The 25,015-nt window shown below is 54.0% G+C and carries 26 protein-coding genes; 8 read left to right on the top strand and 18 right to left on the bottom strand.

Features of this window, described 5'->3' with window-relative positions; genetic code table 11:
- Position 1: 1 nt before the first annotated feature.
- A complete protein-coding gene (gene znuA, locus HVY19_RS11665; RefSeq protein WP_181680761.1) occupies positions 2-946 on the bottom strand; it encodes a zinc ABC transporter substrate-binding protein ZnuA in 945 nt (314 codons plus the stop codon).
- A 78-nt stretch (positions 947-1,024) separates the two neighbouring features.
- Between znuA and znuC the strand changes: the two genes are divergently transcribed.
- Both znuC and znuB read left to right on the top strand, forming a co-directional pair.
- Positions 1,025-1,780 (top strand): zinc ABC transporter ATP-binding protein ZnuC, encoded by a 756-nt coding sequence (gene znuC / locus HVY19_RS11670; RefSeq protein WP_181680762.1) that lies wholly within the window; start codon positions 1,025-1,027, stop codon positions 1,778-1,780.
- Complete coding sequence (gene znuB, locus HVY19_RS11675; RefSeq protein ID WP_181680763.1) at positions 1,777-2,562, top strand: zinc ABC transporter permease subunit ZnuB; 786 nt, start codon at positions 1,777-1,779, stop codon at positions 2,560-2,562. Before znuC ends, znuB begins: the two co-directional genes overlap by 4 nt.
- Positions 2,563-2,628: 66 nt before the next feature.
- Here znuB and ruvB read toward each other — a convergent pair whose 3' ends face one another.
- The 6 genes from ruvB to aspS all read right to left on the bottom strand — a co-directional run bounded on the left by ruvB (position 2,629) and on the right by aspS (position 7,882).
- On the bottom strand, positions 2,629-3,639 hold the full coding sequence (ruvB, locus tag HVY19_RS11680) for a Holliday junction branch migration DNA helicase RuvB (RefSeq protein WP_181680764.1): 1,011 nt from the start codon (positions 3,637-3,639) through the stop codon (positions 2,629-2,631).
- A gap of 8 nt (positions 3,640-3,647) precedes the next feature.
- Complete coding sequence (ruvA, locus tag HVY19_RS11685; RefSeq protein WP_181680765.1) at positions 3,648-4,259, bottom strand: Holliday junction branch migration protein RuvA; 612 nt, start codon at positions 4,257-4,259, stop codon at positions 3,648-3,650.
- 78 nt (positions 4,260-4,337) lie between these two features.
- Positions 4,338-4,859: a crossover junction endodeoxyribonuclease RuvC gene (gene ruvC, locus HVY19_RS11690; RefSeq protein WP_181680766.1), complete on the bottom strand. Its 522-nt coding sequence runs from the start codon at positions 4,857-4,859 to the stop codon at positions 4,338-4,340.
- Positions 4,860-4,893: 34 nt separating this feature from the next.
- On the bottom strand, positions 4,894-5,637 hold the full coding sequence (locus HVY19_RS11695; RefSeq protein ID WP_181680767.1) for a YebC/PmpR family DNA-binding transcriptional regulator: 744 nt from the start codon (positions 5,635-5,637) through the stop codon (positions 4,894-4,896).
- Positions 5,638-5,664: 27 nt separating this feature from the next.
- Entirely contained in the window at positions 5,665-6,108 is a 444-nt protein-coding gene (gene nudB, locus HVY19_RS11700; RefSeq protein ID WP_181680768.1) for a dihydroneopterin triphosphate diphosphatase, read from the bottom strand.
- A 1-nt stretch (position 6,109) separates the two neighbouring features.
- Entirely contained in the window at positions 6,110-7,882 is a 1,773-nt protein-coding gene (gene aspS, locus HVY19_RS11705; RefSeq protein WP_181680769.1) for an aspartate--tRNA ligase, read from the bottom strand.
- A gap of 244 nt (positions 7,883-8,126) precedes the next feature.
- Here aspS and HVY19_RS11710 point away from each other — a divergent pair, with 244 nt between their 5' ends.
- From HVY19_RS11710 to cmoB, 5 genes are read left to right on the top strand one after another with little or no spacing between them, the layout of a single operon-like run.
- Entirely contained in the window at positions 8,127-8,693 is a 567-nt protein-coding gene (locus HVY19_RS11710) for a hydrolase (RefSeq protein ID WP_181680770.1), read from the top strand.
- Positions 8,690-9,508: a DUF72 domain-containing protein gene (locus tag HVY19_RS11715; protein WP_181680771.1), complete on the top strand. Its 819-nt coding sequence runs from the start codon at positions 8,690-8,692 to the stop codon at positions 9,506-9,508. The genes HVY19_RS11710 and HVY19_RS11715 overlap by 4 nt, the downstream gene beginning before the upstream one ends.
- A gap of 51 nt (positions 9,509-9,559) precedes the next feature.
- Positions 9,560-9,955 carry an MAPEG family protein gene (locus HVY19_RS11720; RefSeq protein WP_181680772.1) on the top strand — a complete coding sequence of 132 codons (396 nt, stop codon included), beginning with the start codon at positions 9,560-9,562 and terminating at the stop codon, positions 9,953-9,955.
- 40 nt (positions 9,956-9,995) lie between these two features.
- Positions 9,996-10,739 (top strand): carboxy-S-adenosyl-L-methionine synthase CmoA, encoded by a 744-nt coding sequence (gene cmoA / locus HVY19_RS11725; RefSeq protein WP_181680773.1) that lies wholly within the window; start codon positions 9,996-9,998, stop codon positions 10,737-10,739.
- A complete protein-coding gene (gene cmoB / locus HVY19_RS11730) occupies positions 10,736-11,704 on the top strand; it encodes a tRNA 5-methoxyuridine(34)/uridine 5-oxyacetic acid(34) synthase CmoB (RefSeq protein ID WP_181680774.1) in 969 nt (322 codons plus the stop codon). Before cmoA ends, cmoB begins: the two co-directional genes overlap by 4 nt.
- 196 nt (positions 11,705-11,900) lie before the next feature.
- Here the strand turns inward: cmoB and cutC are convergent, their stop codons facing one another.
- Both cutC and HVY19_RS11740 read right to left on the bottom strand, forming a co-directional pair.
- Positions 11,901-12,647, bottom strand: a complete 747-nt coding sequence (gene cutC / locus HVY19_RS11735; protein WP_181684272.1) for a copper homeostasis protein CutC — start codon at positions 12,645-12,647, stop codon at positions 11,901-11,903.
- A gap of 2 nt (positions 12,648-12,649) precedes the next feature.
- Entirely contained in the window at positions 12,650-13,219 is a 570-nt protein-coding gene (locus HVY19_RS11740) for a VOC family protein (RefSeq protein ID WP_181680775.1), read from the bottom strand.
- A 128-nt stretch (positions 13,220-13,347) separates the two neighbouring features.
- On the opposite strand from HVY19_RS11740, the gene argS reads away from it, so the two are divergent.
- Complete coding sequence (gene argS, locus HVY19_RS11745; RefSeq protein WP_181680776.1) at positions 13,348-15,081, top strand: arginine--tRNA ligase; 1,734 nt, start codon at positions 13,348-13,350, stop codon at positions 15,079-15,081.
- Positions 15,082-15,237: 156 nt separating this feature from the next.
- Here the strand turns inward: argS and HVY19_RS11750 are convergent, their stop codons facing one another.
- The 9 genes from HVY19_RS11750 to cheR all read right to left on the bottom strand — a co-directional run bounded on the left by HVY19_RS11750 (position 15,238) and on the right by cheR (position 24,996).
- Positions 15,238-16,377, bottom strand: coding sequence for a glycoside hydrolase family 105 protein (locus tag HVY19_RS11750; protein WP_181680777.1), 1,140 nt, complete (start codon positions 16,375-16,377; stop codon positions 15,238-15,240).
- Between the two features lie 4 nt (positions 16,378-16,381).
- A complete protein-coding gene (locus HVY19_RS11755) occupies positions 16,382-17,965 on the bottom strand; it encodes an MFS transporter (RefSeq protein WP_181680778.1) in 1,584 nt (527 codons plus the stop codon).
- A gap of 263 nt (positions 17,966-18,228) precedes the next feature.
- Positions 18,229-18,621, bottom strand: a complete 393-nt coding sequence (gene flhe, locus HVY19_RS11760; protein ID WP_181680779.1) for a flagellar protein FlhE — start codon at positions 18,619-18,621, stop codon at positions 18,229-18,231.
- Entirely contained in the window at positions 18,621-20,699 is a 2,079-nt protein-coding gene (gene flhA, locus HVY19_RS11765) for a flagellar biosynthesis protein FlhA (RefSeq protein ID WP_181680780.1), read from the bottom strand. The genes flhe and flhA overlap by 1 nt, the downstream gene beginning before the upstream one ends.
- Positions 20,692-21,840: a flagellar biosynthesis protein FlhB gene (gene flhB / locus HVY19_RS11770; RefSeq protein ID WP_181680781.1), complete on the bottom strand. Its 1,149-nt coding sequence runs from the start codon at positions 21,838-21,840 to the stop codon at positions 20,692-20,694. The genes flhA and flhB overlap by 8 nt, the downstream gene beginning before the upstream one ends.
- A 181-nt stretch (positions 21,841-22,021) precedes the next feature.
- Complete coding sequence (gene cheZ / locus HVY19_RS11775) at positions 22,022-22,666, bottom strand: protein phosphatase CheZ (protein WP_181684273.1); 645 nt, start codon at positions 22,664-22,666, stop codon at positions 22,022-22,024.
- A 10-nt stretch (positions 22,667-22,676) separates the two neighbouring features.
- Positions 22,677-23,066, bottom strand: a complete 390-nt coding sequence (cheY, locus tag HVY19_RS11780; protein ID WP_181680782.1) for a chemotaxis response regulator CheY — start codon at positions 23,064-23,066, stop codon at positions 22,677-22,679.
- Between the two features lie 17 nt (positions 23,067-23,083).
- Complete coding sequence (locus HVY19_RS11785) at positions 23,084-24,133, bottom strand: chemotaxis response regulator protein-glutamate methylesterase (protein WP_181680783.1); 1,050 nt, start codon at positions 24,131-24,133, stop codon at positions 23,084-23,086.
- Positions 24,130-24,996 (bottom strand): protein-glutamate O-methyltransferase CheR, encoded by an 867-nt coding sequence (gene cheR / locus HVY19_RS11790; RefSeq protein WP_181680784.1) that lies wholly within the window; start codon positions 24,994-24,996, stop codon positions 24,130-24,132. The genes HVY19_RS11785 and cheR overlap by 4 nt, the downstream gene beginning before the upstream one ends.
- Positions 24,997-25,015: the final 19 nt, after the last annotated feature.

Genomic DNA, 25,015 nt, shown 5'->3' on the forward strand with positions numbered 1-25,015 from the left:
ACTAATCTCCTTTCAGGCAGCTCGCATACTGGTTCGCTAATTGGTTTAAAAACGCGGAATAGCTCGTTTTACCCAGTTTGATGTTTGTTCCGAGGGGATCCAACGTTCCCATTCGAACGGATGTCCCTCTCGCAACAGCTTCAACGACCGCTGGCCTGAACTGTGGCTCAGCAAAAACGCAAGTTGCTTTTTGCTCAACCAACTGTGTTCTTATTTCATGTAAACGCTGCGCACCAGGTTGTATCTCAGGGTTAACAGTAAAGTGACCCAACGGAGTGAGTCCGAAGTGTTTTTCGTAATAGCCGTAGGCATCATGAAAAACGAAATAACCTTTACCCTTGAGCGGTGCCAGCTCGTTACCAACCTGTTTATCGACTGAGTCTAATTGTGCCTCAAAGTCCTTCAGGTTGGCGTCAAGTTTGGCTCGACTTTGCGGCATAAGTTCCACTAATTTTTCATGGATTGCAACCGCTGAGGCCCGCGCTATCTCTGGGGAGAGCCAGAGATGCATGTTGTAATCACCGTGATGGTGATGCTCATCACCTTTTTCTTCATGAGCGTGGTCATGATCATGATCGTCATCGTCGTCATCCGCCCCTTTCATGAGCAACGGTTTCACCGCGTTGAGGTGCGCAATCGTTACCTGTTTGGTTTGCGGAAGAGTGCTCGCTGATTTTTGCATGAACGCTTCCATTTCAGGACCAATCCAGACCACTAAGTCCGCATTCTGTAAGCGTTTTACATCCGATGGCCGCAGTGAGTAATCATGCTCGGATGCGCCATCCGGTAGTAACACCTCGGTGTCAGTAACCCCGTCAGCAATAGCTGAAGCAATGAATCCTAACGGCTTGAGCGAAGCGACCACCGCAGCATTTGCCGCCTGTGTTGCACTCCCAAAAAGAGCGGCGGATAATGCCGCGAAAAGAAGCGTATTTTTATGTAACATAATGCGACCAATCCTCGTAATGAATCTGAGGAATGTGATATTATAACATTTCACAACATCTGCAAGACTAAAATTGACATGACGACTTTGGTTTCACTGGAAAACGTCTCGGTCTCCTTCGGTCAGCGTCGCGTCCTTTCTGACATTTCGCTGGAACTTAAACCGGGAAGAATATTAACGCTTCTTGGCCCTAACGGTGCCGGGAAGTCTACGCTGGTAAGGGTTGTTCTGGGGCTGGTCGCGCCGGATGAAGGGGTGATCCGTCGCAATGGTAAACTGCGCATCGGCTATGTCCCGCAAAAATTATACCTCGACACCACCTTGCCGCTGACGGTAAGTCGTTTCTTACGTCTACGTCCTGACACGCGCAAAGAGGATATTCTCCCTGCCCTGAAGCGTGTCCAGGCCGGGCATTTGATTAACGCGCCGATGCAAAAGCTCTCCGGCGGCGAGACCCAGCGTGTTCTGTTAGCCCGTGCGCTGTTGAACCAGCCGCAACTGCTGGTGCTGGATGAACCTACTCAGGGTGTGGACGTCAATGGACAGGTTGCGCTCTATGACCTGATTGACCAGTTACGGCGCGAGCTGGACTGCGCCGTCCTGATGGTTTCTCACGATCTGCATCTGGTCATGGCGAAAACAGACGATGTGCTCTGTCTGAATCATCATATTTGCTGTTCGGGAACCCCTGAAATCGTTTCCACGCATCCGGAATTTATCTCCATGTTCGGGCCACGCGGCGCAGAACAGTTAGGTATTTATCGCCATCATCATAATCATCGCCACGATCTCCAGGGTCGTATTGTGTTGCGTCGGGGAAATGGTCACTCATGATTGAATTGTTACTGCCCGGCTGGCTAGCCGGGATCATGCTGGCCTGTGCCGCTGGCCCACTGGGCTCGTTCGTCGTCTGGCGTCGGATGTCTTATTTTGGCGATACGCTGGCGCATGCCTCGCTACTGGGCGTAGCCTTTGGTTTGCTGCTGGATGTCAACCCATTCTACGCGGTTATTGTCGTAACGCTCATGCTGGCGGCGGGGCTCGTATGGCTGGAAAAGCGCCCTCACCTTGCCATCGATACCCTGCTGGGCATTATGGCGCACAGCGCGCTGTCGCTGGGGCTGGTAGTAGTCAGTCTGATGTCTAACATTCGCGTCGATCTGATGGCTTATCTCTTCGGCGACCTGCTGGCCGTCACGCCGGAAGATCTCATCTCTATCGCCATTGGCGTCGTTATCGTGCTGGCCATTCTCTTCTGGCAGTGGCGCAATCTGCTGTCGATGACCATCAGCCCCGATCTGGCGTTTGTTGACGGGGTGAAACTCCAGCGCGTGAAGCTGCTGCTGATGCTGGTCACCGCATTAACCATTGGTGTGGCGATGAAATTCGTGGGGGCACTGATCATTACATCGCTTCTGATCATCCCTGCGGCAACAGCGCGTCGGTTTGCGCGTACGCCGGAGCAAATGGCGGGCGTTGCGGTTGGCATTGGGATGATAGCGGTTACAGGCGGGCTGACCTTTTCGGCGTTCTACGACACGCCTGCGGGTCCGTCGGTGGTACTGTGTGCAGCACTGCTGTTTATCTTTAGCATGATGAAGAAGCAGGCCAACTGATTGATGTACCTAATCAGGCCTACGCTTTGCAGGCCTGATTAGCGTAGCGCCATCAGGCAGAAATGATTACGGCATCTCTGGAGGGGTAATACCAAAATGGTTCCAGGCACGTACCGTCGCCATTCTCCCGCGCGGCGTACGTTGTAAAAAACCTTGCTGGATGAGATACGGTTCCAGAACGTCCTCAATAGTTTCACGCTCTTCACCAATGGCTGCTGCAAGGTTATCCAACCCAACCGGTCCGCCAAAGAATTTGTCGATGACAGCCAACAGCAGCTTGCGGTCCATATAGTCAAAGCCTTCGGCATCCACGTTAAGCATATCCAGCGCCTGCGAGGCAATGTCTGCCGAAATAGTACCGTCGTGCTTAACTTCCGCAAAATCCCGTACCCGCCGCAGCAGACGGTTCGCAATACGTGGCGTCCCTCGCGCACGACGCGCTACTTCCAGCGCGCCCTCTTCACTCATTTCCAGCCCCATAAATCGCGCGCTGCGACCAACGATATACTGAAGATCGGGCACCTGATAGAACTCAAGGCGTTGCACAATACCGAAGCGGTCACGCAGCGGCGACGTTAACGAGCCTGCGCGAGTTGTGGCACCAATCAGGGTAAACGGCGGGAGATCGATTTTAATAGAGCGCGCAGCAGGGCCATCGCCAATCATGATATCCAGTTGATAGTCTTCCATCGCTGGATACAAAACCTCTTCCACCACCGGCGACAGGCGGTGAATCTCATCAATAAACAGTACGTCATGCGGTTCAAGGTTGGTCAACATTGCCGCAAGATCGCCCGCTTTTTCCAGCACGGGACCAGACGTTGTTCGCAGATTCACGCCCATCTCATTAGCCACGATATTGGCAAGCGTGGTTTTACCTAACCCCGGCGGTCCAAAAATCAGCAGGTGATCAAGCGCATCGCCACGCAGTTTTGCCGCCTGGATGAAGATCTCCATCTGCGAGCGAACCTGCGGCTGGCCAATATACTCTTCCAGCAATTTCGGGCGAATGGCGCGATCGGCAACCTCTTCCGCGATAGTGGCGCCTGCCGAAATCAGGCGATCTGCTTCTATCATCCTTTACCTCACAACGCGGCGCGCAGAGCTTCGCGGATCAGTGTTTCACTGCTGGCATCCGGTTTGGCGATTTTACTCACCATCCGACTGGCTTCCTGTGGTTTATAGCCCAGCGCCACCAGCGCCGCAACCGCCTCCTGCTCGGCATCATCTGTTGCCGGGCTGGCTGGAGACGTCAGCACCAGATCGGCCGCAGGGGTAAACAGATCGCCATGCAATCCTTTGAAGCGGTCCTTCATTTCAACAATCAGACGTTCAGCGGTTTTTTTACCGATACCGGGTAGCTTCACTAACGCGGCTGGATCTTCACGCTCAACGGCGTTAACAAACTGCTGTGCCGACATACCCGACAGGATTGCCAGCGCCAGCTTCGGCCCTACGCCATTGGTTTTAATGAGCTCTTTGAACAGGGTTCGTTCTTGCTTATTGTTAAACCCGTACAGCAGTTGCGCATCTTCACGCACCACGAAATGGGTAAAAACAATCGCCTCTTTTCCGGAATCCGGGAGCTCATAAAAACAGGTCATTGGCATATGCACTTCATAGCCGACACCCTCCACCTCAAGTAACACCAGCGGCGGTTGTTTTTCCAGAATGATGCCTCTGAGTCTGCCTATCACATTACGCTCCTGCGTTGAGTCCGAAAGTTATGCTGTATCATAAAAAAAGGCTGGATAGATATCCAGCCTCATTTGTCATTATCGCAAGCGACCTCGCGCAAGATTGAGCCGCGTCTCGCTCATCTGCATCGCGTTCTGGCTGACATGGCAATGGGTAATCGCTATTGCCAGCGCATCTGCCGCGTCCGCCTGTGGGTTGGCCGGAAGCTTTAGCAGGGTTCGCACCATATGCTGTACCTGGCTTTTCTCCGCGCTGCCGATGCCCACGACCGTTTGCTTAACCTGGCGCGCCGCATACTCAAAGACGGGCAGTTCCTGGTTCACCGCCGCGACAATCGCGACACCGCGCGCTTGCCCCAGCTTGAGTGCGGAATCCGCGTTCTTCGCCATAAATACCTGCTCAATGGCGAAGTAGTCTGGCTGGAACTGGGTAATGATTTCCGTCACGCCGGCATAAATGAGCTTCAGACGCGACGGGAGATCGTCCACTTTGGTACGAATACAGCCGCTGCCAAGATAGCTCAGTTGCCGACCAACCTGACGAATCACACCATAACCGGTGACACGTGAGCCCGGATCAATACCGAGAATAATGGACATCACGCGCCTCCAGTGATGATGGGATTAAACCACCTCATTCTAAGGTAGCTGCAACCTCGTCAGAGATTTCGCCGTTATGGTAGACTTCCTGCACGTCGTCACAGTCTTCCAGCATGTCGATCAGACGGAGCAGCTTCGGTGCGGTTTCCGCATCCATGTCCGCTTTGGTAGACGGGATCATAGACACTTCTGAGCTGTCCGCTTTCAGTCCTGCGGCTTCGAGCGCATCGCGCACTTTACCCAGTTCTTCCCAGGCAGTGTAAACGTCGATCGCGCCATCGTCATAGGTTACAACGTCTTCCGCACCCGCTTCCAGCGCCGCTTCCATGATGGCGTCTTCGTCGCCCTTCTCGAAGGAAATCACGCCTTTTTTGCTGAACAGATAAGAAACGGAACCATCGGTACCCAGGTTGCCGCCTGTTTTGCTGAAGGCGTGACGCACTTCCGCCACGGTACGGTTACGGTTGTCAGACAGGCATTCAATCATTACCGCCGTACCGCCAGGACCGTAACCTTCATAGATGATGGTTTCCATGTTGGCATCATCATCACCGCCCACACCGCGTGCAATTGCACGGTTCAGGGTGTCACGGGTCATGTTGTTGGAGAGTGCTTTATCTACCGCCGCACGCAGGCGCGGGTTTGCATCCGGATCGCCACCGCCCAATTTCGCAGCCGTTACCAATTCACGAATGATTTTGGTGAAGATTTTACCGCGTTTAGCATCCTGTGCCGCCTTACGGTGTCTGGTGTTGGCCCATTTACTATGACCTGCCATAAAAAGTCTCCAATAAATCGCCCCTTTTCAGGTAGCGTTAATTACAAATTCTTCAATCGCCTGCCGGTTACTCCATGACTTGGTCAGCGCCGCCGCAGCGGTTGCCTCAAGCCATTGGTAGGCCAGATGTTCAGTGAAAACGATCTGACGCTCATGCGGCAGCGCAAGACAGAACCAAAATTCTGTATTACGTACCACGCCTGGCGCATAGCGATGACGTAAATGCGAAAATATCTCAAACTCCACCGTGCGTTGACAGTCGTTCAAGGTCAGAAGCTCTGCGGCAACATCAATGGCGACCTCTTCCTTTACTTCACGCACGGCGGCCTGCGACGCGCTCTCCCCCTCTTCCAGGCTGCCGGTAACCGACTGCCAGAAATCAGGATCGTCGCGCCGCTGCAACATCAGCACTTTCCCGGTGTCTTGTGCATAGATTACGACCAGAACCGAGACAGGCTGTTTGTATGTCATATCAGTTTTTCTCTTCCTTCTTCACCACTTCTATGCCCAACTCGGCCAGAGAAGCCGGGTTAGCAAAGCTCGGCGCTTCGGTCATCAGACACGCAGCGGCGGTGGTTTTCGGGAAGGCAATGACATCACGAATATTATCGGTGCCGGTCAGCAGCATGGTCAAACGGTCAAGACCAAATGCCAGGCCTGCATGCGGCGGCGTACCGTATTTCAGCGCGTCCAGCAGGAAGCCAAACTTCTCACGCTGTTCCTGTTCGTTAATGCCCAGAATGCCAAACACGGTTTGCTGCATGTCTCCGTTGTGAATACGCACGGAACCGCCGCCCACTTCATAGCCGTTGATGACCATATCGTAGGCATTTGCCACCGCATCTTCCGGCGCGGCTTTCAGCTCAGCAGCGGTCATGTCTTTCGGTGAGGTGAACGGGTGGTGCATCGCGGTCAGGCCGCCTTCACCGTCGTCTTCAAACATCGGGAAGTCGATGACCCACAGCGGCGCCCATTTGGATTCGTCGGTCAGATTCAGGTCTTTACCGAGTTTCAGACGCAGCGCGCCCATCGCATCAGCAACCACTTTTTTGTTGTCTGCGCCGAAGAAGACCATGTCGCCGTCCTGCGCGCCGGTGCGCACAAGAATCGCTTCCACGATGTCCGCGTTCAAGAATTTAGCGACCGGGCTGGTGATGCCTTCCAGGCCTTTAGCACGTTCGGTGACTTTGATATAAGCCAGACCTTTCGCGCCGTAGATTTTGATAAAGTTGCCATAGTCGTCTATCTGCTTACGGCTTAAGCTGGCACCGCCCGGTACGCGCAGTGCAGCAACGCGACTTTTCGGGTCGTTAGCCGGACCAGCAAAGACAGCGAATTCTACATTCTTCAGCAGATCGGCGACGTCCACCAGCTCCATCGGGTTACGCAGGTCCGGTTTGTCGGAACCGTAACGACGCTCAGCTTCGGCAAAGGTCATGATCGGGAAATCGCCCAGCTCCACGCCCTTCACATCGTTCCACAGGCTACGCACCAGTGCTTCCATCACTTCACGTACCTGTTCGGCGGTCATGAAGGACGTTTCCACATCAATCTGCGTAAATTCTGGCTGACGATCAGCGCGCAGGTCTTCGTCGCGGAAGCATTTTACGATTTGATAGTAGCGGTCAAAGCCGGACATCATCAGCAACTGTTTAAACAGCTGTGGAGACTGCGGCAGCGCGTAGAATTTACCTTTATGAACGCGAGAAGGCACCAGATAGTCACGCGCACCTTCCGGCGTGGCTTTGGTCAGCATCGGGGTTTCGATATCAAGGAAACCGTGATCGTCCATAAAGCGGCGCACCAGGCTTGTGATTTTCGCGCGGGTTTTCAGGCGCTGTGCCATTTCCGGACGACGCAGGTCAAGATAGCGGTACTTCAGACGCGCTTCTTCGGTATTGACGTGGTTGGAGTCCAGCGGCAGCGCTTCTGCGCGGTTGATGATCACCAGGTCAGAGGCCAGCACTTCGATTTCACCGGTTGCCATCTCTGCATTAATGTTTTTCTCGTCACGCGCACGCACCGTGCCCGTCACCTGGATGCAGAACTCATTACGCAGTTCAGAGGCCAGCTTTAACGCGTCCGCACGATCCGGATCGAAAAACACCTGCACGATACCTTCGCGGTCGCGCATATCGATAAAAATCAGGCTACCAAGATCACGACGACGGTTGACCCAACCACACAGGGTGACCTGCTGTCCTACATGGGACTGACGCAGCTGCCCGCAATATTCTGTACGCATGAGATATCCCTTAATTAGCCGCAGGCTGTTTTTGTCGCAGCTTTAACTGTATGTCACATCTGAATGAAAAAAGGCGGTTATTATACTGGAAATTCTGCCGCACGATAAGTCCGCCACCGACTCTACGCGTGTTTCGTACGCAGGTATTGCTTATTCTCACAAAAAATAACAAAAATTGTCGCCCCTGACATACGGATTCGCAGTTAAGGTGTAACGGAATTTTGATTTTTAGACGGGAGTGAACATGTTGCAACTGAACGCTAAAACCACTGCTCTGGTGGTGATCGATCTCCAGGAAGGCATTTTACCCTTTGCCGGAGGCCCCCATTCTGCAACTGATGTCGTGGCAGGCGCCGCACGGCTGGCAGAAAAATTCCGTGCCGAGAGCTCGCCCGTGGTGATGGTTCGCGTTGGCTGGTCTGCGGATTACGCTGAAGCGCTCAAACAACCCGTCGATGCACAGGCGCCCGCCAAAGCGCTCCCGGAAAACTGGTGGACGTATCCGCAGGCGCTGGGCAAAGCCGAGAGCGATCTGGAAGTGACAAAACGTCAGTGGGGCGCGTTTTACGGTACCGACCTTGAATTACAACTCCGTCGTCGCGGTATCGACACCATTGTCCTGTGCGGTATTTCAACCAATATTGGCGTGGAATCCACAGCGCGCAACGCCTGGGAGTTAGGCTTTGCCTTGGTGATCGCAGAGGATGCCTGTAGCGCTGCCAGCGCCGAACAGCATCAGAGCAGTATGACGCACATCTTCCCCCGCATCGCCCGCGTGCGTAGCGTGGATGAGATAGTCAACGCTTTATGATTTACATTGGCCTTCCGCAATGGTCACATCCGAAATGGGTGCGCCTTGGCATTACCGGTCTTGAAGAGTACGCCCGCCACTTTAACTGTGTGGAGGGAAACACGACGCTTTACGCGCTGCCAAAAGCGGAGATCGTCGCGCGCTGGTATGCGCAAACGACGGATGATTTCCGCTTCTGCTTTAAATTTCCGGCGACCATCTCCCACCAGGCAGGACTCAAGCAGTGTGATGATTTAGTCGGGGAGTTCTTTTCGCGCATGGCGTTGCTGGAATCGCGCATCGGCCAGTACTGGCTACAACTCCCTGCTACCTTTGGCCCGCGCGATCTGCCTGCCTTATGGCACTTTCTTGATGCCCTGCCCAGAGCCTTTACCTATGGGGTCGAAGTTCGCCATCCTGATTTTTTTGCGAAAGGCGACGCCGAAAAGCAACTCAATAGCGGTCTGCATCAGCGTGGGGTGAATCGGGTGATTCTCGACAGTCGCCCAGTTCATGCCGCACGTGCGCACAACGAAGCCATTCGCGATGCCCAACGCAAGAAACCAAAGGTGCCGGTTCATGCGGTGATGACGGCCAATACCCCCATAGTGCGGTTCATCGGCAGCGATGATATGACACAAAACCTAGCATTTTTCGCCGCCTGGCTGCAAAAATTACCGCAGTGGGAGCAGACTTCCACGCCATACCTTTTTTTGCATACACCGGATATTGCGCAGGCGCCTGAACTGGTCGACACACTTTGGGAAAGCTTACGCGCCGTGCTGCCAGTGATCGGATCAGCACCATCCATTCCACAGCAATCTTCTCTTTTCTGAATTTGCCCCCTATCATAGTCAGAGCCATCTGCCATTTTAAAGGGAGTTTGTATGGTCAGCGCGCTTTACGCCGTTCTGGGTGCGTTAATGTTACTCAAGTTTTCGTTTGACGTTTCCCGTCTGCGAATGCAGTACCGCGTAGCTTATGGTGATGGTGGCTTTAGCGAGCTCCAGAGCGCCATTCGCATTCACGGCAATGCGGTAGAATATATTCCCATTGCGCTCATCCTGATGCTGTTTATGGAAATGAACGGTGCCGAAACGTGGATGGTGCATATTTGCGGCATCATATTGCTTGCAGGGCGACTGATGCACTATTACGGCTTTCATCATCGGCTGTTTCGCTGGCGTCGTTCTGGCATGAGCGCCACCTGGTGTGCAATGGTGCTCATGGTGCTGGCAAATCTCTGGTACATGCCGTGGGAGTTGGTTTTCTCCCTGCATTAGCGCACAATACGCCACTTTATTTTTCCCGGATGTTAACGTTATGTCTCATCGCGACACGCTTTTTTCCGCGCCTATCGCCAGTCTGGGCGACTGGACCTTCGATGAACGGGTAGCTGAAGTCTTCCCGGATATGATCCAGCGTTCTGTTCCCGGCTACTCCAATATTATTTCAATGATTGGCATGCTTGCTGGCCGCTTCGTGCAGGCTAATACGCAAGTTTATGACCTGGGGTGTTCTCTGGGCGCCGCGACGCTTTCCGTGCGTCGTAATATTCAACATGAAAACTGCAAAATTATCGCCGTGGATAACTCCCCTGCGATGATCGAACGCTGTCGTCGTCATATTGACGCCTGGAAAGCACCAACGCCCGTAGAGGTCATTGAGGGTGACATCCGTCATATTGATATTGAAAACGCGTCGATGGTGATACTGAATTTTACCCTGCAATTCCTTGAGCCACCTGAGCGCCAGGCATTGTTGGATAAGATTTATCAGGGGCTGAATCCGGGGGGCGCGCTGGTGCTGTCGGAAAAATTCAGTTTTGAAGACGCGAAAGTCGGCGAACTGCTGTTCAACATGCACCACGACTTTAAACGTGCGAACGGTTATAGCGAACTGGAGATCAGCCAGAAACGTAGCATGCTGGAAAATGTGATGCTGACTGATTCCGTCGAAACCCATAAAGCACGACTGCATCAGGCTGGCTTTGAGCACAGCGAACTGTGGTTCCAGTGCTTTAACTTCGGTTCATTAGTGGCGCTGAAAGCCGAGGTTCCGGCATGATCGATTTTGGTAACTTCTATCAACTGATTGCCAAAAACCACCTTTCCCACTGGCTCGAAACGCTGCCTGCGCAAATTGCTGCGTGGCAGCGCGATCAGCATGGCCTGTTCAAGCAATGGTCAAACGCCGTGGAGTTTCTGCCGGAACTGACGCCGTACCGTCTGGATCTGTTACACAGCGTCACCGCGGAAAGCGAAGAACCGCTCAGCCCAGGGCAGATCAAGCGTATTGACACGCTGATGCGTAACTTGATGCCGTGGCGTAAAGGGCCGTATTCGCTGTATGGTGTCAATATTGATACCGAATGGCGTTCGGACTGGAAATGGGATCGCGTTCTACCGCATCTGTCCGACCTTACTGGCCGCACGATCCTCGATGTCGGTTGCGGTAGCGGCTATCACATGTGGCGCATGATTGGTGCGGGTGCGCATCTGGCGGTAGGTATTGACCCAACGCAGTTATTCCTTTGCCAGTTTGAGGCCGTGCGCAAACTGTTGGGTAACGATCAGCGCGCCCATCTCCTACCGTTAGGTATTGAGCAACTCCCTGCGCTGAATGCGTTTGATACTGTCTTTTCGATGGGCGTACTGTACCACCGCCGCTCCCCGCTCGAGCATCTTTGGCAGTTAAAAGAACAACTGGTAAAAGACGGTGAACTGGTGCTTGAAACGCTGGTAGTCGAAGGCGACGAGAATACCGTGCTGGTGCCCGGCGATCGCTACGCGCAGATGCGCAACGTCTATTTTATCCCTTCGGCGCTGGCGCTGAAAAACTGGCTGGAAAAATGTGGCTTTGTTGATGTGCGCATCGCCGATGTCTGCGTGACCACGACCGAAGAACAGCGCCGCACAGAATGGATGGTGACCGAGTCGCTGGCCGATTTTCTGGATCCAAATGACAGCAGCAAGACCGTTGAAGGTTATCCCGCCCCGTTACGCGCGGTATTGATTGCCCGTAAGCCGTGATTGCTTGCCGGGGGCGCTTCGCTTGCCCGGCCTACGTTTGTGCAACATTGTAGGCCGGATAGTGACAGGGGTGAGTGAAGAAAGCCAACGCTGCTGCAGGCCGTAATATGAAGGAGAAAAAAAAGGCCCCTGTTGAAGTGGCAGGGGCCTGGTACGAGCAAGCATCATATTGGGCGACATGATGCAACGGTAAAAATCATTTGGCCTGATAGCGCACAATGATTCCTTTCATTTCAGCTACCGTTGCGCCATCTACGGCATAGCGGGAATATTCATCCGCTTGTTTATCCGCAGACATCGACAGTCCCTGGTTTCGATAACGCATGGGTGAAGCCACCAGAGTTCCTGCTGAACTGTGTACTTCCGCTACCCCGGCGTCCAGGAAACGCGGTAAATTTTCCGCACGAACCCCTGCTCCGGCCATAATGATTGGAGCACCAGGTTGTCGTATTAGTTCCATTATTTTTGTTAAACCTTGCACTGCATCTGATTTTTGGCCTGACGTCAGAACGCGCGCAATGCCTAATTCAGTCAAATTTTCTAACGCTTTTATAGGATTAGCGCACATATCAAAAGCGCGGTGAAAAGTGACGGCTAAAGGTCCCGCCGCCGCCATAATTTGCCTCATTCGCATCATGTCGACGTTTCCGTCCACATCCAGTATCCCCGTCACCAGTCCGGGAAAGCCTAATTCCCGCACCAGCCGTACATCCTCCAGCATCGCGGCAAATTCACCGTCGGTGTAACAGAAATCGCCGCCTCGTGGACGGACGATCGGATGTACCGGAATCGCTATTTGCTGGCGTACCGAACGCAGAACGCCCAACGATGGGGTGAGCCCCCCTTCTTTTGGCGCTGCGCAGAGTTCAATACGATCCGCACCGTTTTGCTGCGCAGTTAGCGCACATTCCATGCTGTAGCAACAGATCTCCAGCAGTGCCATACTCACTCCTCTTCCCTTTCGCTTGCCACGATCGCTTCAATAGACCATGGGTGAAACTTAATCGTTACCTTTCCATCCGTCACCGCAAGAGTGGGATTCGGTAAACGTTCGCGCTCCCCTTTTGGGGAACTGGTTTTGACATAAATACCCGGTTGACTCAGCCCTTCATCGGAAAGTAACGCCAGTGCACGGGCGTTTAGCGTTTCTGGCTCCCCTGGTAGCACGATTTCGATGTGCTCCCAGCCTTCATGCGGGTAACGCTTTTCGCCCGGCCAGGGCAATTCAACAACCGTAAAATTCCACGGACCAGCGCATACCGGCGCGTGCAATTTAAACAGGCAGATCGGTCTGCCGTTGATGATGTTTTCCGACAGCAGTTCGCCGCACTGTTCAAAACCACGCCGCCAGCGTTCGGCTGTCGCATTCTGATGACAACGCAGCGAAATGTGATCAGCCTCCAGCGGGGCGAGATCCAGTCCAAGACGGGAGGAGAGTTCAGTTAATGCCTGCATGAAGCGCGGTAAATCTGCGGAAATGTCCTGCAACTCGGCAACGGTATGCCAGTTCACCATAATCAGAGCTCTTTGTGGTATGCAAAGTCGCTAATTTACTCTGTTGGCGCTGCGCAGTATACTCCCGCTCTTAATTCTTAAACTGGTGCGGTGAACAGTCTCCCGCAGCATCAACGTAAGGTATTCCGGTGAATATTCAGGCTCTTCTCTCAGAAAAAGTCAGTCAGGCCATGATTGCCGCAGGTGCGCCTGCGGATTGCGAACCGCAGGTTCGTCAGTCAGCAAAAGTACAGTTCGGCGACTATCAGGCCAATGGCATGATGGCTGTTGCTAAAAAACTGGGTATGGCCCCGCGACAACTGGCTGAGCAGGTACTGACTCATCTGGATCTGAACGGCATTGCCAGCAAGGTTGAAATCGCAGGCCCTGGCTTTATTAATATTTTTCTCGATCCGGCCTTCCTCGCTAAACACGTTGAGCAGGCGCTGACCTCTGAGCGCCTCGGTGTGGCACAACCTGCGAAACAGACCATTGTGGTCGATTACTCTGCGCCAAACGTGGCGAAAGAGATGCACGTCGGCCATCTGCGTTCCACCATCATCGGTGACGCTGCTGTGCGGACCCTTGAATTTCTCGGCCACCATGTCATTCGCGCCAACCACGTCGGTGACTGGGGAACACAGTTCGGCATGCTGATTGCCTGGCTGGAAAAACAACAGCAGGAAAATGCCGGTGAAATGGCGCTGGCCGATCTCGAAGGTTTTTATCGCGACGCCAAAAAGCACTATGACGAAGACGAAGCGTTTGCTGAGCGCGCGCGTAACTACGTCGTAAAATTACAGGGTGGCGACGAGTACTTCCGCGAAATGTGGCGCAAGCTGGTCGATATCACCATGACTCAAAACCAGATCACCTATGACCGTCTGAACGTGACGCTCACCCGGGATGACGTGATGGGTGAAAGTCTTTACAACCCTATGCTGCCGGGTATTGTTGCCGATCTCAAAGCCAAAGGGCTGGCTGTTGAGAGTGAAGGCGCGACGGTCGTCTTCCTTGATGAGTATAAAAACAAGGAAGGCGAACCGATGGGAGTCATCATTCAGAAGAAAGATGGCGGTTACCTGTACACCACCACCGATATTGCCTGTGCCAAATACCGTTATGAAACGCTGCACGCGGATCGCGTTCTCTATTACATCGACTCCCGTCAGCACCAGCACCTGATGCAGGCGTGGACCATCGTGCGTAAAGCCGGCTATGTGCCAGAGTCAGTCCCTCTGGAACATCACATGTTCGGGATGATGCTGGGCAAAGACGGTAAGCCGTTTAAAACCCGTGCGGGTGGTACAGTGAAACTGGCTGACCTGCTGGACGAAGCGCTGGAACGCGCGCGTCGCCTCGTTGCTGAAAAGAACCCGGATATGCCAGCTGATGAGCTGGAAAAACTGGCCAATGCGGTAGGTATTGGCGCGGTGAAATATGCCGATCTGTCTAAAAACCGGACCACCGACTATATCTTCGACTGGGATAACATGCTGGCGTTTGAAGGCAATACTGCGCCTTATATGCAGTATGCTTACACCCGCGTGCTGTCAGTTTTCCGTAAATCGGATATTGAAGAAAGTGCGCTGGCCAACGCGAAGGTGGTTATCCGCGAAGATCGTGAAGCGCAACTGGCAGCCCGTCTGTTACAGTTTGAAGAGACGCTGACCGTGGTGGCGCGCGAAGGGACACCACACGTGATGTGTGCCTACCTGTACGATCTGGCGGGTCTGTTCTCTGGCTTCTATGAGCACTGTCCAATCCTGAGCGCAGAGAATGATGAAGTGCGTAACAGCCGCCTGAAACTGGCGCAACTGACGGCAAAAACCCTGAAGCTGGGTCTGGATACGTTGGGGATCGAAACCGTCGATCGTATGTAAGCTGAAGAAATGCCTGAGGGCGCAAATAGTAGGCCGGATAAGGCGCTTGCGACGCCATCCGGCAATCTGGCAAATGCCTGATGGCGCTACGCTTATCAGGCCTACAATTTGTGCAGGATGATCTTAAAAAACCCGGCCATTGCCGGGTTTTGTTTTTTAGAAATATTTGCGCAGATATTCTGTCAGACACAGCATCGCCATGGCCTGACCATAGGGCATCGAAGTCAACGGGATTTCGCGATAGAAATCAAGATTACTGCCCATTCCCGTGCCGAACGACGTCTGTAACAACTCCCCTTTCGGCGAAATGTTCTTCACGATCCCCCGAATCGCTTTTTCCGCGACCTCTGCATACTCCGCGCCCACGTAACGTTTACGCACTGCTTTCAGAATACCGTAGGCAAAACCCGCAGTGGCAGAGGCTTCAAGGTACGAGTGCGGATCGTCCAGCAGCGTATGCCACAGGCCGCTCTCGTCCTGGCACTTCGCCAGCGCGGCAATTTGCGCGTTCAGCACCTGCACCAGATAGCGGCGAACGGCATTGTTTTCCGGTAAATCCAACAGTTCGAGGAAATCAGGGATCACGATGGTCAGCCAGCTATTGCCGCGCGCCCAGCGGGCGTTGGCAAAGTTATGCTGCCCGTCGTAATTCCAGCCGTGGAACCACAAGCCTGTCTCTCTGTCCATCAGGTTCTGCACATGCAGCAGGAACTGATAGGTCGCTTCTTCCACATAGTCAGGGCGGTTAAGCAGTTTACCTATCTTCGCCAGCGGTAAAACGGTCATCATCAGCGTGTCGTCCCACATCTGCTGATGGTTCTCTTCCGCCAGAGTAATGTGCTGCATCCCACCGTGCTCGGTACGCGGCATTTCATGCATTGCCCATTCCGCCCATGAGTCAAGCCACGGCAACCAGGCCGGATTTTTCGTCTCCTCATAGCGATACGCCAGGGTCAAAAAAGGCGCCATCGTGTTGACGTTTTTGGTGGTTGCCCCTTCTGCAAAGCGGTCGGCAAACCAGTTGTCGATGATATCGCGCACCGTTTCGTCACCGGTCTGCTGATAATACTGATACATGCCGTACAGACCCACACCGTGCGTCCATTCCCATCCTGCCCAGCCCTTGGTGTCGATAACGCGTCCGTCATCCAGGCGTAGCAGAAATTGACCTGTCTCATCCTTAATATTCACCAGATTATTCGTCACGGTCTGAATTAGGGCTTTCAGCTCTTCCCGGGAGATAAAACGTTCCGGCTGACGGAGTAACGGGCTATGTTTGACGGGCCAAACTTTCATATCTTTAACCTCTGTTGTAAGTCGAACTCAATGCTGCTGCCTGCTTTAGCGACGGTGCAGCAGGTTTATTACGATTCAGGTAACCAATATTGTTGTTACCCCAAAGTGATTCATACGGTAGTCCGGCCAGCATCTCGACGGTAGCGCGCGCCTGCGCTGTTATGTTCTCTGGCATAGCCCGACCGGACTCGCGCATTTTTGCCGTCTCTTCTCGCAGCGTACTGTGGGTGTGCAAATTTAACTTGAAGCGTAGCGATACCAGGAAGCCGCAGGCCAGCACCAGTAGCGTCCCGCAGCTCAGGATCAGCAGTATGGTATGGCTAACTTCTTGCGGCTGGTTGCTTTGTCCGGAAACAAACCCCGACATTTGCATGACAATCCCAACCAGCATGACCGCCCCGGCCTGAGACGCTTTGCGCGTCAGCGTCATAATGCCTGCGAAAATCCCTTCACGACGCTGCCCGGTAATGACTTCATCAACATCGGCAATGTAGGTGTAAGTATTCCAGGGTACATAGTTGATACCACCGCGTCCCAGGCCCGCGACCGCTGAAACCAGCAGCAACAGCGAATAGATATCGCTGAGTCCGGCGTAGTAGAGCACTGCATAGGAAAGGGAACTAAGACCAAACAGCACCACCACCATGCGATAAGACGGTGCGGGGCCAAAGCGGATACACAGCGGGATCATGGCGATCACGGCGATAAACTGAAAGATAGCCATCGTGCCGAGCAGGTTAGACGCCATGGAGGCTTCCTGCATCAGGACAAATACAACGTAATAAGTAAAGACCGCGTTAAACACATCCTGCGCAATATAGCCGCCCAGATACATGCCCAGATGCTGGCGGAAAATCTTGATCCGCAGCGTGGAGCTGAGTTCGATAAACAGACGATTCATGCTCTGGTTAAAGGAAAGGTTCTTTTTCTCTTTTTCCGCACGCAGCGCGGCTTCCGTCCACTCGTCACGCGGGCGTTCCCAGGTGAAGAACCAGACAAATGTCAGCATCAACGCGCACAGCACCGAAAACACAAGGCTGGCATAAAAGAAGGAGATCGGATTATCTTTCCCAAACGCGGTAAGCAGGATGCCGGGCAAGAACGAGGCCAGAATCGCCGACATTTGCGCCATTGAAATACGCGCACCGGAAAACTTGGTCTTCTGTTTGAAATCATCGGTCATCTCCGGCACCAGCGTTTCGTAAGGCACCAGAATCATGGTGTAGACGACGTCAAAAATCAGATAGGTGAGCAGGTAATACCAGAACCCCATATCCCCTACCCACATCAGGGAGTAGCTGAATACACAGGGGATGCCGAGCAAAATAAAGAATTTGCGGCGGCCAAAGCGTTTTCCAAGCCAGGTCGAGCCGAAATTATCAGTTAAAAAGCCCATCAGTGGGCTAACGACAGCATCCAGGACTCGCGCCGCCGCAAAAATAAACGTCGCTTCGATCGGCGTCAGACCGCAAAACGTCGTATAAAAATAGAGAAGCCAGGCCGCTGTTAGCGCCGTCGTGCCTGCGCCCAAAAAATCGCCCGAACCGTAGGCTAAATAATTCGCCAAACCAATTTTACGTGTTTTCATTGCCGTTAACCCTGTAAATGGTTGGAGTCCCCCCAGCATACTGGCTGCGCCAGAGGCGTTTTCACCGGGTTACAGTAAAAGTTAACAAAGCCTGATACCTTTCCGTTTTTGCCACCCTCAAACACGAAATGGCAAAAATGCAAAGAGTCCGGTAACGCGCGTCACCGATTTATAAAACAGCGTTTCTAATGATTCAAAAAGAGGCGGTCAATTATGCGAGTCAGGCAGCAAATTTGCGTGCTGCCTGATGAAGAAAACAGCGTTTAGCGATAGTTCACAATCACCTGATTGCTTTGGATTTTCAGTGCCGGGATCAGGCGACCGCCACCGGGAACTTCCCAGATAAAACGTAGCGGTTCAACGGCGGGGACGCCGCTTAAGCCAGTGGTAGTCCCGCTCTGACCATCCAGTTCTACGCAGCGAGACTGCGAGCATAGACGTACGCGTAACCCGGCAGGCGTCGGGCCGTTAAGCTCGTAGCGCCAGGCGATCAGCGTCATCAAACCGGATACGGGCTGGCTGGGGGTCAGTGGCGCCGAGGACGCGGATTCACCACGGTGATTTAGCGTAATGCCGATACTGCTGGCCTGCCATGCTCCTTCACCCGCGGCCTGTACTACGAGGGGAAACAGTAACAGGCAGAGAAATTTGCGCATTATTTACCTCCAATGGTCGCCGTCATGCGGATGTTGCGGTTATCGGACAGTTCAAGATTCGACAGCACCACCAGTTGAGACAGACTGCGGCGCAGGAAGCGCGACAGCAGCGGACGTAGCGCGTGGTTGACCAACAGCACCGGCGGCGCACCGAGCATTTCCTGGCGCGCCAGGGCTTCCTGTGTTTGCGCCAGAAGACGGTCGGCCAGACCTGGCTCAAGCCCGCCGCCGCCCTGAAGCGCCTGTAGCAGCAAACGCTCCAGCGCTGTATCAAGACCGATCACACTCACTTCATCGTTGCCCGGGAACCACTGCTGGGTAATCGCCCGCCCTAAGGCGACGCGCACCACGGCAGTGAGTTCATGCGGGTCGCTCTGCAGCGGTGCGTGTTCAGCCAGCGTTTCGAGAATGGTGCGCATATCGCGAATAGGTACTTTCTCATCCAGCAGATTTTGCAGGACTTTGTGCAGCGTCGTCAGCGTCAGCACGCCAGGCACCAGGTCTTCGGTAAGTTTCGGCATCTCTTGCGTCACGCGATCAAGCAACTGCTGCGCCTCCTGGCGACCAAACAGTTCAGCCGCGTACTTGCCGATCAGATGGTTCAGGTGTGTCGCCACCACGGTACTGGCCTCAACCACGGTAAAGCCCTGAATTTGCGCCTGCTCTTTTAATGCGCTTTCAATCCAGATGGCATCCAGCCCAAAGGCCGGATCGACCGTTTGCTCGCCGGGTAATGACCCTGCGGCTGTACCGGGGTTAATAGCCAACCAGCGTCCCGGATACGCGTCACCGCTGCCGATCTCAACGCCCTTCATCAGGATGCGATAGTGTGCTGGTTGCAAATCCATATTGTCGCGGATGTGGACGACCGGCGGTAGAAAACCCATATCCTGAGCGAATTTTTTACGGATACTGCGGATACGCCCGAGCAGCTCGCCATCCTGTTGGAAATCAACCATAGGGATCAGGCGATAGCCCACTTCCATGCCGAGAGAATCTTCCAGTTGGACGTCATTCCATGTGGCTTCAACCACCGAGTTATTTTCCGGCATTTTGATGGGCTGTGGTTCCGCAGGTGCCTTCAGCTCACGCCCCCGGATCCACCACGCCAGCCCAAGCAGCGCGGCAGTAAACATCAGGAACACGAGGTTTGGCATACCCGGCACCAGGCCAAGCAGACCGAGAACCGCCGCACTCAGCAACATCACGTTGGGGTTACTAAAGAGTTGCCCGACCATCTGTTCGCCGACGTCCTGATCGGTACTTACGCGGGTCACGATAACGCCTGCCGCCGTGGAGATCACCAGAGCCGGGATCTGCGCCACGAGGCCATCACCGATGGTCAACAGCGTATAGCTTTCCGCCGCATGTCCCATGGTCATACCATGTTGCAGAACCCCCACCAGCAGGCCCCCCACCACGTTAATGACCATAATGAGGATCCCGGCGATGGCGTCACCGCGTACGAATTTACTCGCACCGTCCATCGAGCCGTAGAAGTCAGCTTCCTGAGTCACTTCCGAACGGCGTTTTTTGGCTTCATCTTCGCCGATAAGGCCAGCGTTGAGATCGGCATCGATAGCCATCTGCTTGCCCGGCATTCCGTCAAGGACGAAGCGCGCCCCGACTTCTGCGATACGGCCGGCACCTTTGGTGATAACCATAAAGTTGATGATGACGAGGATCACGAACACCACGATACCAATCGCGAAGTTGCCTCCGACGAGGAAGTGACCGAACGCCTCAACCACCTTGCCCGCTGCTGCCGCTCCGGTGTGACCCTCCATCAAAATAATACGCGTGGAGGCCACGTTCAGCGCCAAACGCAGTAAGGTGGTGAACAGCAAAATCGTCGGGAAGGCAGCAAATTCCAGCGTACGCTGAGTGAACATTGCCACCAGCAGTACCATGATCGACAGCGCGATGTTGAAGGTAAACAGCAGGTCGAGGATGAAAGCAGGCAACGGCAATACCATCATCGACAAAATCAGCAGGATGAGGATTGGCCCGGCAAGGATCTGCCATTGCGTGTTTTTCAGGTTGTTGGGCAGACGCAGCATCGCGACCAGATTAGCCATCGGTTGTCTTCTCGTTCATGAAATCCAGTGCTTCTGGCACCGGAAGATTTGCAGGTTGTGGCGGACGTTCACCACCGGCGAGCCGCCAGCGTTTTAGCTGCCATACCCAGGCGAGGACTTCTGCGACGGCCGCATACAACTGTCCGGGTATTTGCTGACCAATTTCAGCATGGCGATAGAGCGCACGCGCCAGCGGTGGTGCTTCAAGAGTCGGGATCTTATGCTCAGCCCCGATCTCACGGATACGCAGCGCCACCAGCCCTGCGCCTTTCGCAACCACTTTCGGCGCGCTCATTTTGTTTTCGTCATAGCGTAACGCCACCGAATAATGGGTGGGGTTAGTGACAATCACATCGGCTTTCGGCACATCCTCCATCATTCGACGGCGGGCAGCGGCGCGTTGCAGCTGACGAATGCGCCCTTTCACGTGCGGGTCACCTTCGTTTTGTTTATGTTCGTCGCGGATATCCTGTCGCGACATGCGCAGTTTTTTCAGGTGGCTGAAGATCTGAAAGATGACGTCGAATCCCACCATCGGAATACAGCCCAACACAATTAACAACGCGCATAATCCCACCAGGTCCAACGCATTGCCCATCGCCGTTATGGGCGATTCTGCCATCAAGCGCATCATCTCAGGCCAGTTATCCCAGAGATAAAGTGCAGTCACACTCCCCACCAGCACGGATTTCAGTATCGCCTTCAGCAACTCCGCTGCGGTTTGCGCTGAGAACATACGTTTAATGCCGGGCAGTGGGTTGAGTTTAGAAAATTTAGGCTGCAGCGATTTACCGCTAAAAAGCAGACCGCCGAGCAGCACCGGGGAGATTAGCGCCACCAGCACTACCCCTGTAATGAGGGGTAAAAGTGCAATCATCGCCTCTCTGATCAGCAAAATAATTTGTCCGAGGATCAGATTGGGATCGTTCACCATACTGTGGTCAAAGCGTAGACCGGTCGCCAGCATCGCCGATAACCGCCTCGCCAGAGACTCGCCGCCAATCCAGATAATGCAAACCCCCACCAGCAAAATCAGCAGCGAAGTCAGTTCCTTAGAACGGGGGATCTGCCCTTCTTCCCGCGCTTTTTCAAGTCGGTGGGGGGTGGGGGCTTCTGTTTTGTCTTCGTTCTCGTCCGACACGCATCCGATCCTGGCTGGGCTTATGGGCAAAATAATGCCAGAACAGCAGTGTGTTAATGGGAAGAGTAAGCGGCAAAAAAGGCGGGGTTTATGGCGTTAATGAAAATACCGGATGGCGACTCATCCGGCCTACCTGTTAGGTGCAGGCCGGATTAGCGAAGCGCCATCTGGCGTAAAGGGATCAGAACCCGAGGCTATCCAGCAGATCGTCCACCTGGTCCTGGCTCGCCACAACACCCGCTTTCGTGGTATCGACCTGTGGTCCATTAAGCAGACTTTCGTTTTCACGCTTCGGCCGTGTGCCCTGCTCCGGAATGTTTTCCAGCAGCACCATCAGCAGCTGGCGCTCAATCTCCTGGATAACATCCATCATGCGCTTGATAACCTGACCGGTCAGATCCTGGAAATCCTGCGCCATCATGATGTCGAGTAACTGCGCGTTAGTAAAACTGGTATGGCCCGGAACTTCAGCCAGGAAACGACGCGTGTCGGTTACCAGTTCACGAGCATCGGCAAGCTCGATAGGATTTTCAAACCACTCATCCCAACGCTTAGTGAGCCCTTTGGCCCCTTTTTCCATATCGTCCTGATGCGGCTGTGATGCCTCAACACTGTTCAGCGCACGTTCCGCCGCTTGCGCCGTCATTTGCACCACATAGTCCAGACGATCGCGCGCATCCGGAATGGCTTCCGCCGCTTCTGCAATCGCCTGATCCAGCCCGAGTTCACGCAGGCTGTCACGCAGCATACGGGTCAGGCTGCCAATGCGAGCGATGATGTCCCCAGGAGATTGGTCATCAGCGGGTTTTATTGCCGGTTTTGTCATCATCTCTGCCTCACATACCCAGTTTTTCAAAAATCTTACCGAGTTTTTCTTCCAGAATTGCCGCCGTAAACGGTTTCACCACGTAGCCACTGGCCCCAGCCTGCGCTGCCGCGATGATGTTCTCTTTCTTCGCTTCTGCCGTAACCATCAGCACCGGTAATGAAGACATCCCGCCGTCTGCACGAATGGTTTTGAGCAGTTCAAGCCCATCCATGTTCGGCATGTTCCAGTCGGAAATCACAAAACCAAACCCGCCCGTCTGTAATTTATTTAACGCATCTACGCCGTCTTCGGCCTCTTCGACGTTGTTAAATCCAAGCTCTTTCAGCAAGTTACGCACAATGCGACGCATGGTGGAAAAGTCATCCACAACCAAAAACTTAAGCTCTTTATCCGCCATAAAAAATTACTCCTGTGTCAAATTCGTATTGCCTGTCCGGCACTGATTTTCGCCAGCATCTGCTGGCTTACCTGGCTGAGATCGACCACTTCGCTCGCGCCACCCATATTGATGGCCTCGCGCGGCATGCCGAACACCACACAACTTGCTTCATTTTGCGCAATCGTCCAGGCGCCAGCCTGGTGCATTGCGAGCATACCGGCGGCTCCATCGTTGCCCATCCCCGTCAGGATCACCCCCACGGCGTTGCGCCCCGCGTATTGGGCAACCGAATGGAACAGCACATCCACTGACGGCCGGTGCCGATTGACCGGCGGACCGTCATGAATTTTGATTTGGTAGTTCGCGCCGCTGCGCGCCAACTCCATATGTTTGTCTCCAGGTGCAATGTAGGCATGGCCCGGCAAAACACGCTCACCGTCTTCCGCTTCCTTCACGGTGATCTGACACAGTTTGTTCAGACGCTCGGCAAACGAACGGGTAAAACCTGGCGGCATATGCTGAGTGATAATGACCGCCGGACTGGAGAGCGGTAGTTGCTGCAGCACATGACGAATCGCCTCAGTCCCACCGGTGGAAGCACCAATGGCAATCAGCTTTTCTGAACTGAGCAGTGGCCCCGCCTTCAGGGTGACCGGTGCCGCCAGCGGTTTATGTGCCCCCAGCCGTGCGCGTGACGCCGTGCGGACTTTCTCGGCAATCATCTCGCTATAGGCGAGCATGCCTTCACGGATGCCTAACTGTGGTTTAGTGACAAAATCAATCGCCCCTAACTCCAGTGCCCGCAGCGTCACTTCCGAGCCTTTACCGGTGAGGGATGACACCATTACCACGGGCATAGGGCGCAAACGCATTAACTTTTCGAGAAAATCGAGGCCGTCCATACGCGGCATTTCGACATCCAGTGTCAACACGTCAGGGTTATAGGTCTTAATTAAATCCCGAGCCACCAGCGGATCGGGCGCGGTTGCGACCATCTCCATGTCGCTATGGCTATTAATAATTTCGGTCATGATCTGGCGCATCAGCGCGGAATCATCCACCGACAGTACCCTGATTTTACTCATCCTTTATCCTTACTTAGCGCATACACCGTCTGTCCGCGCAGGCTAAAATCGCGAACAAGATTGCTAAAGTTTTCTGAATGTCCGGCAAACAGCAGACCGTCAGGCTTAAGGAGCGGAACAAAGCGACGCAGGATCTCCTGCTGCGTTTCTTTATCGAAATAGATCATCACGTTACGACAAAAAATGGCGTCGAACGGCCCCGGTACGTTGTATTGCTTGTCTAACAGGTTTAACCCCGTGAACTCCACGTGACTTGCCAGCTCCTGACGTACGCGAACCAGACCGTCATGAGGCCCCGTGCCGCGCATGAAATAGCGTTGCAATTGCTGTGGCGACAGCGTTTTCAACTCATCCTGGCGATAAACCCCGTTACGGGCCTTCTCCAGCACTTCGGTATCAATATCGCTGGCATACACTTTCCAGCGTCCCGGCGCGGTGCCCAGCGTATCCGCCAGCGTTATGGCGATGCTGTACGGTTCTTCCCCGGTGGAGGCTGCTGCGCTCCATACCCGGAATTCACCATTGCGGCGTCGGGCATGCTCCGCCAGCACCGGAAAGTGGTGCCCTTCACGAAAGAATGCCGTCAGGTTTGTGGTTAACGAGTTAATAAAAGCCTGCCACTCAGCGCTATTTGGATTGGCTTCCAGAATGCCAAGATAACGACCAAAGTCGTCCAGCCCCAGGGTACGTAGTCGACGGACCAGGCGGTTATAAACCATATCCCGCTTATGGTCAGCCAGCACGATCCCTGCGCGCTGGTATATCAATTGGCATATCCGACGAAAATGCGCGTCGGACAGCGCAAGGCGCTGCGTCATCTGTAACAGTAATGACGTGTGCTCGGTGGGCTGAGATGATGTCATAGCGCCTTCTTAGTCACTT

Origin of the sequence: Citrobacter sp. RHB25-C09, assembly GCF_013836145.1 — a bacterium.
Taxonomy (GTDB): domain Bacteria; phylum Pseudomonadota; class Gammaproteobacteria; order Enterobacterales; family Enterobacteriaceae; genus Citrobacter_A.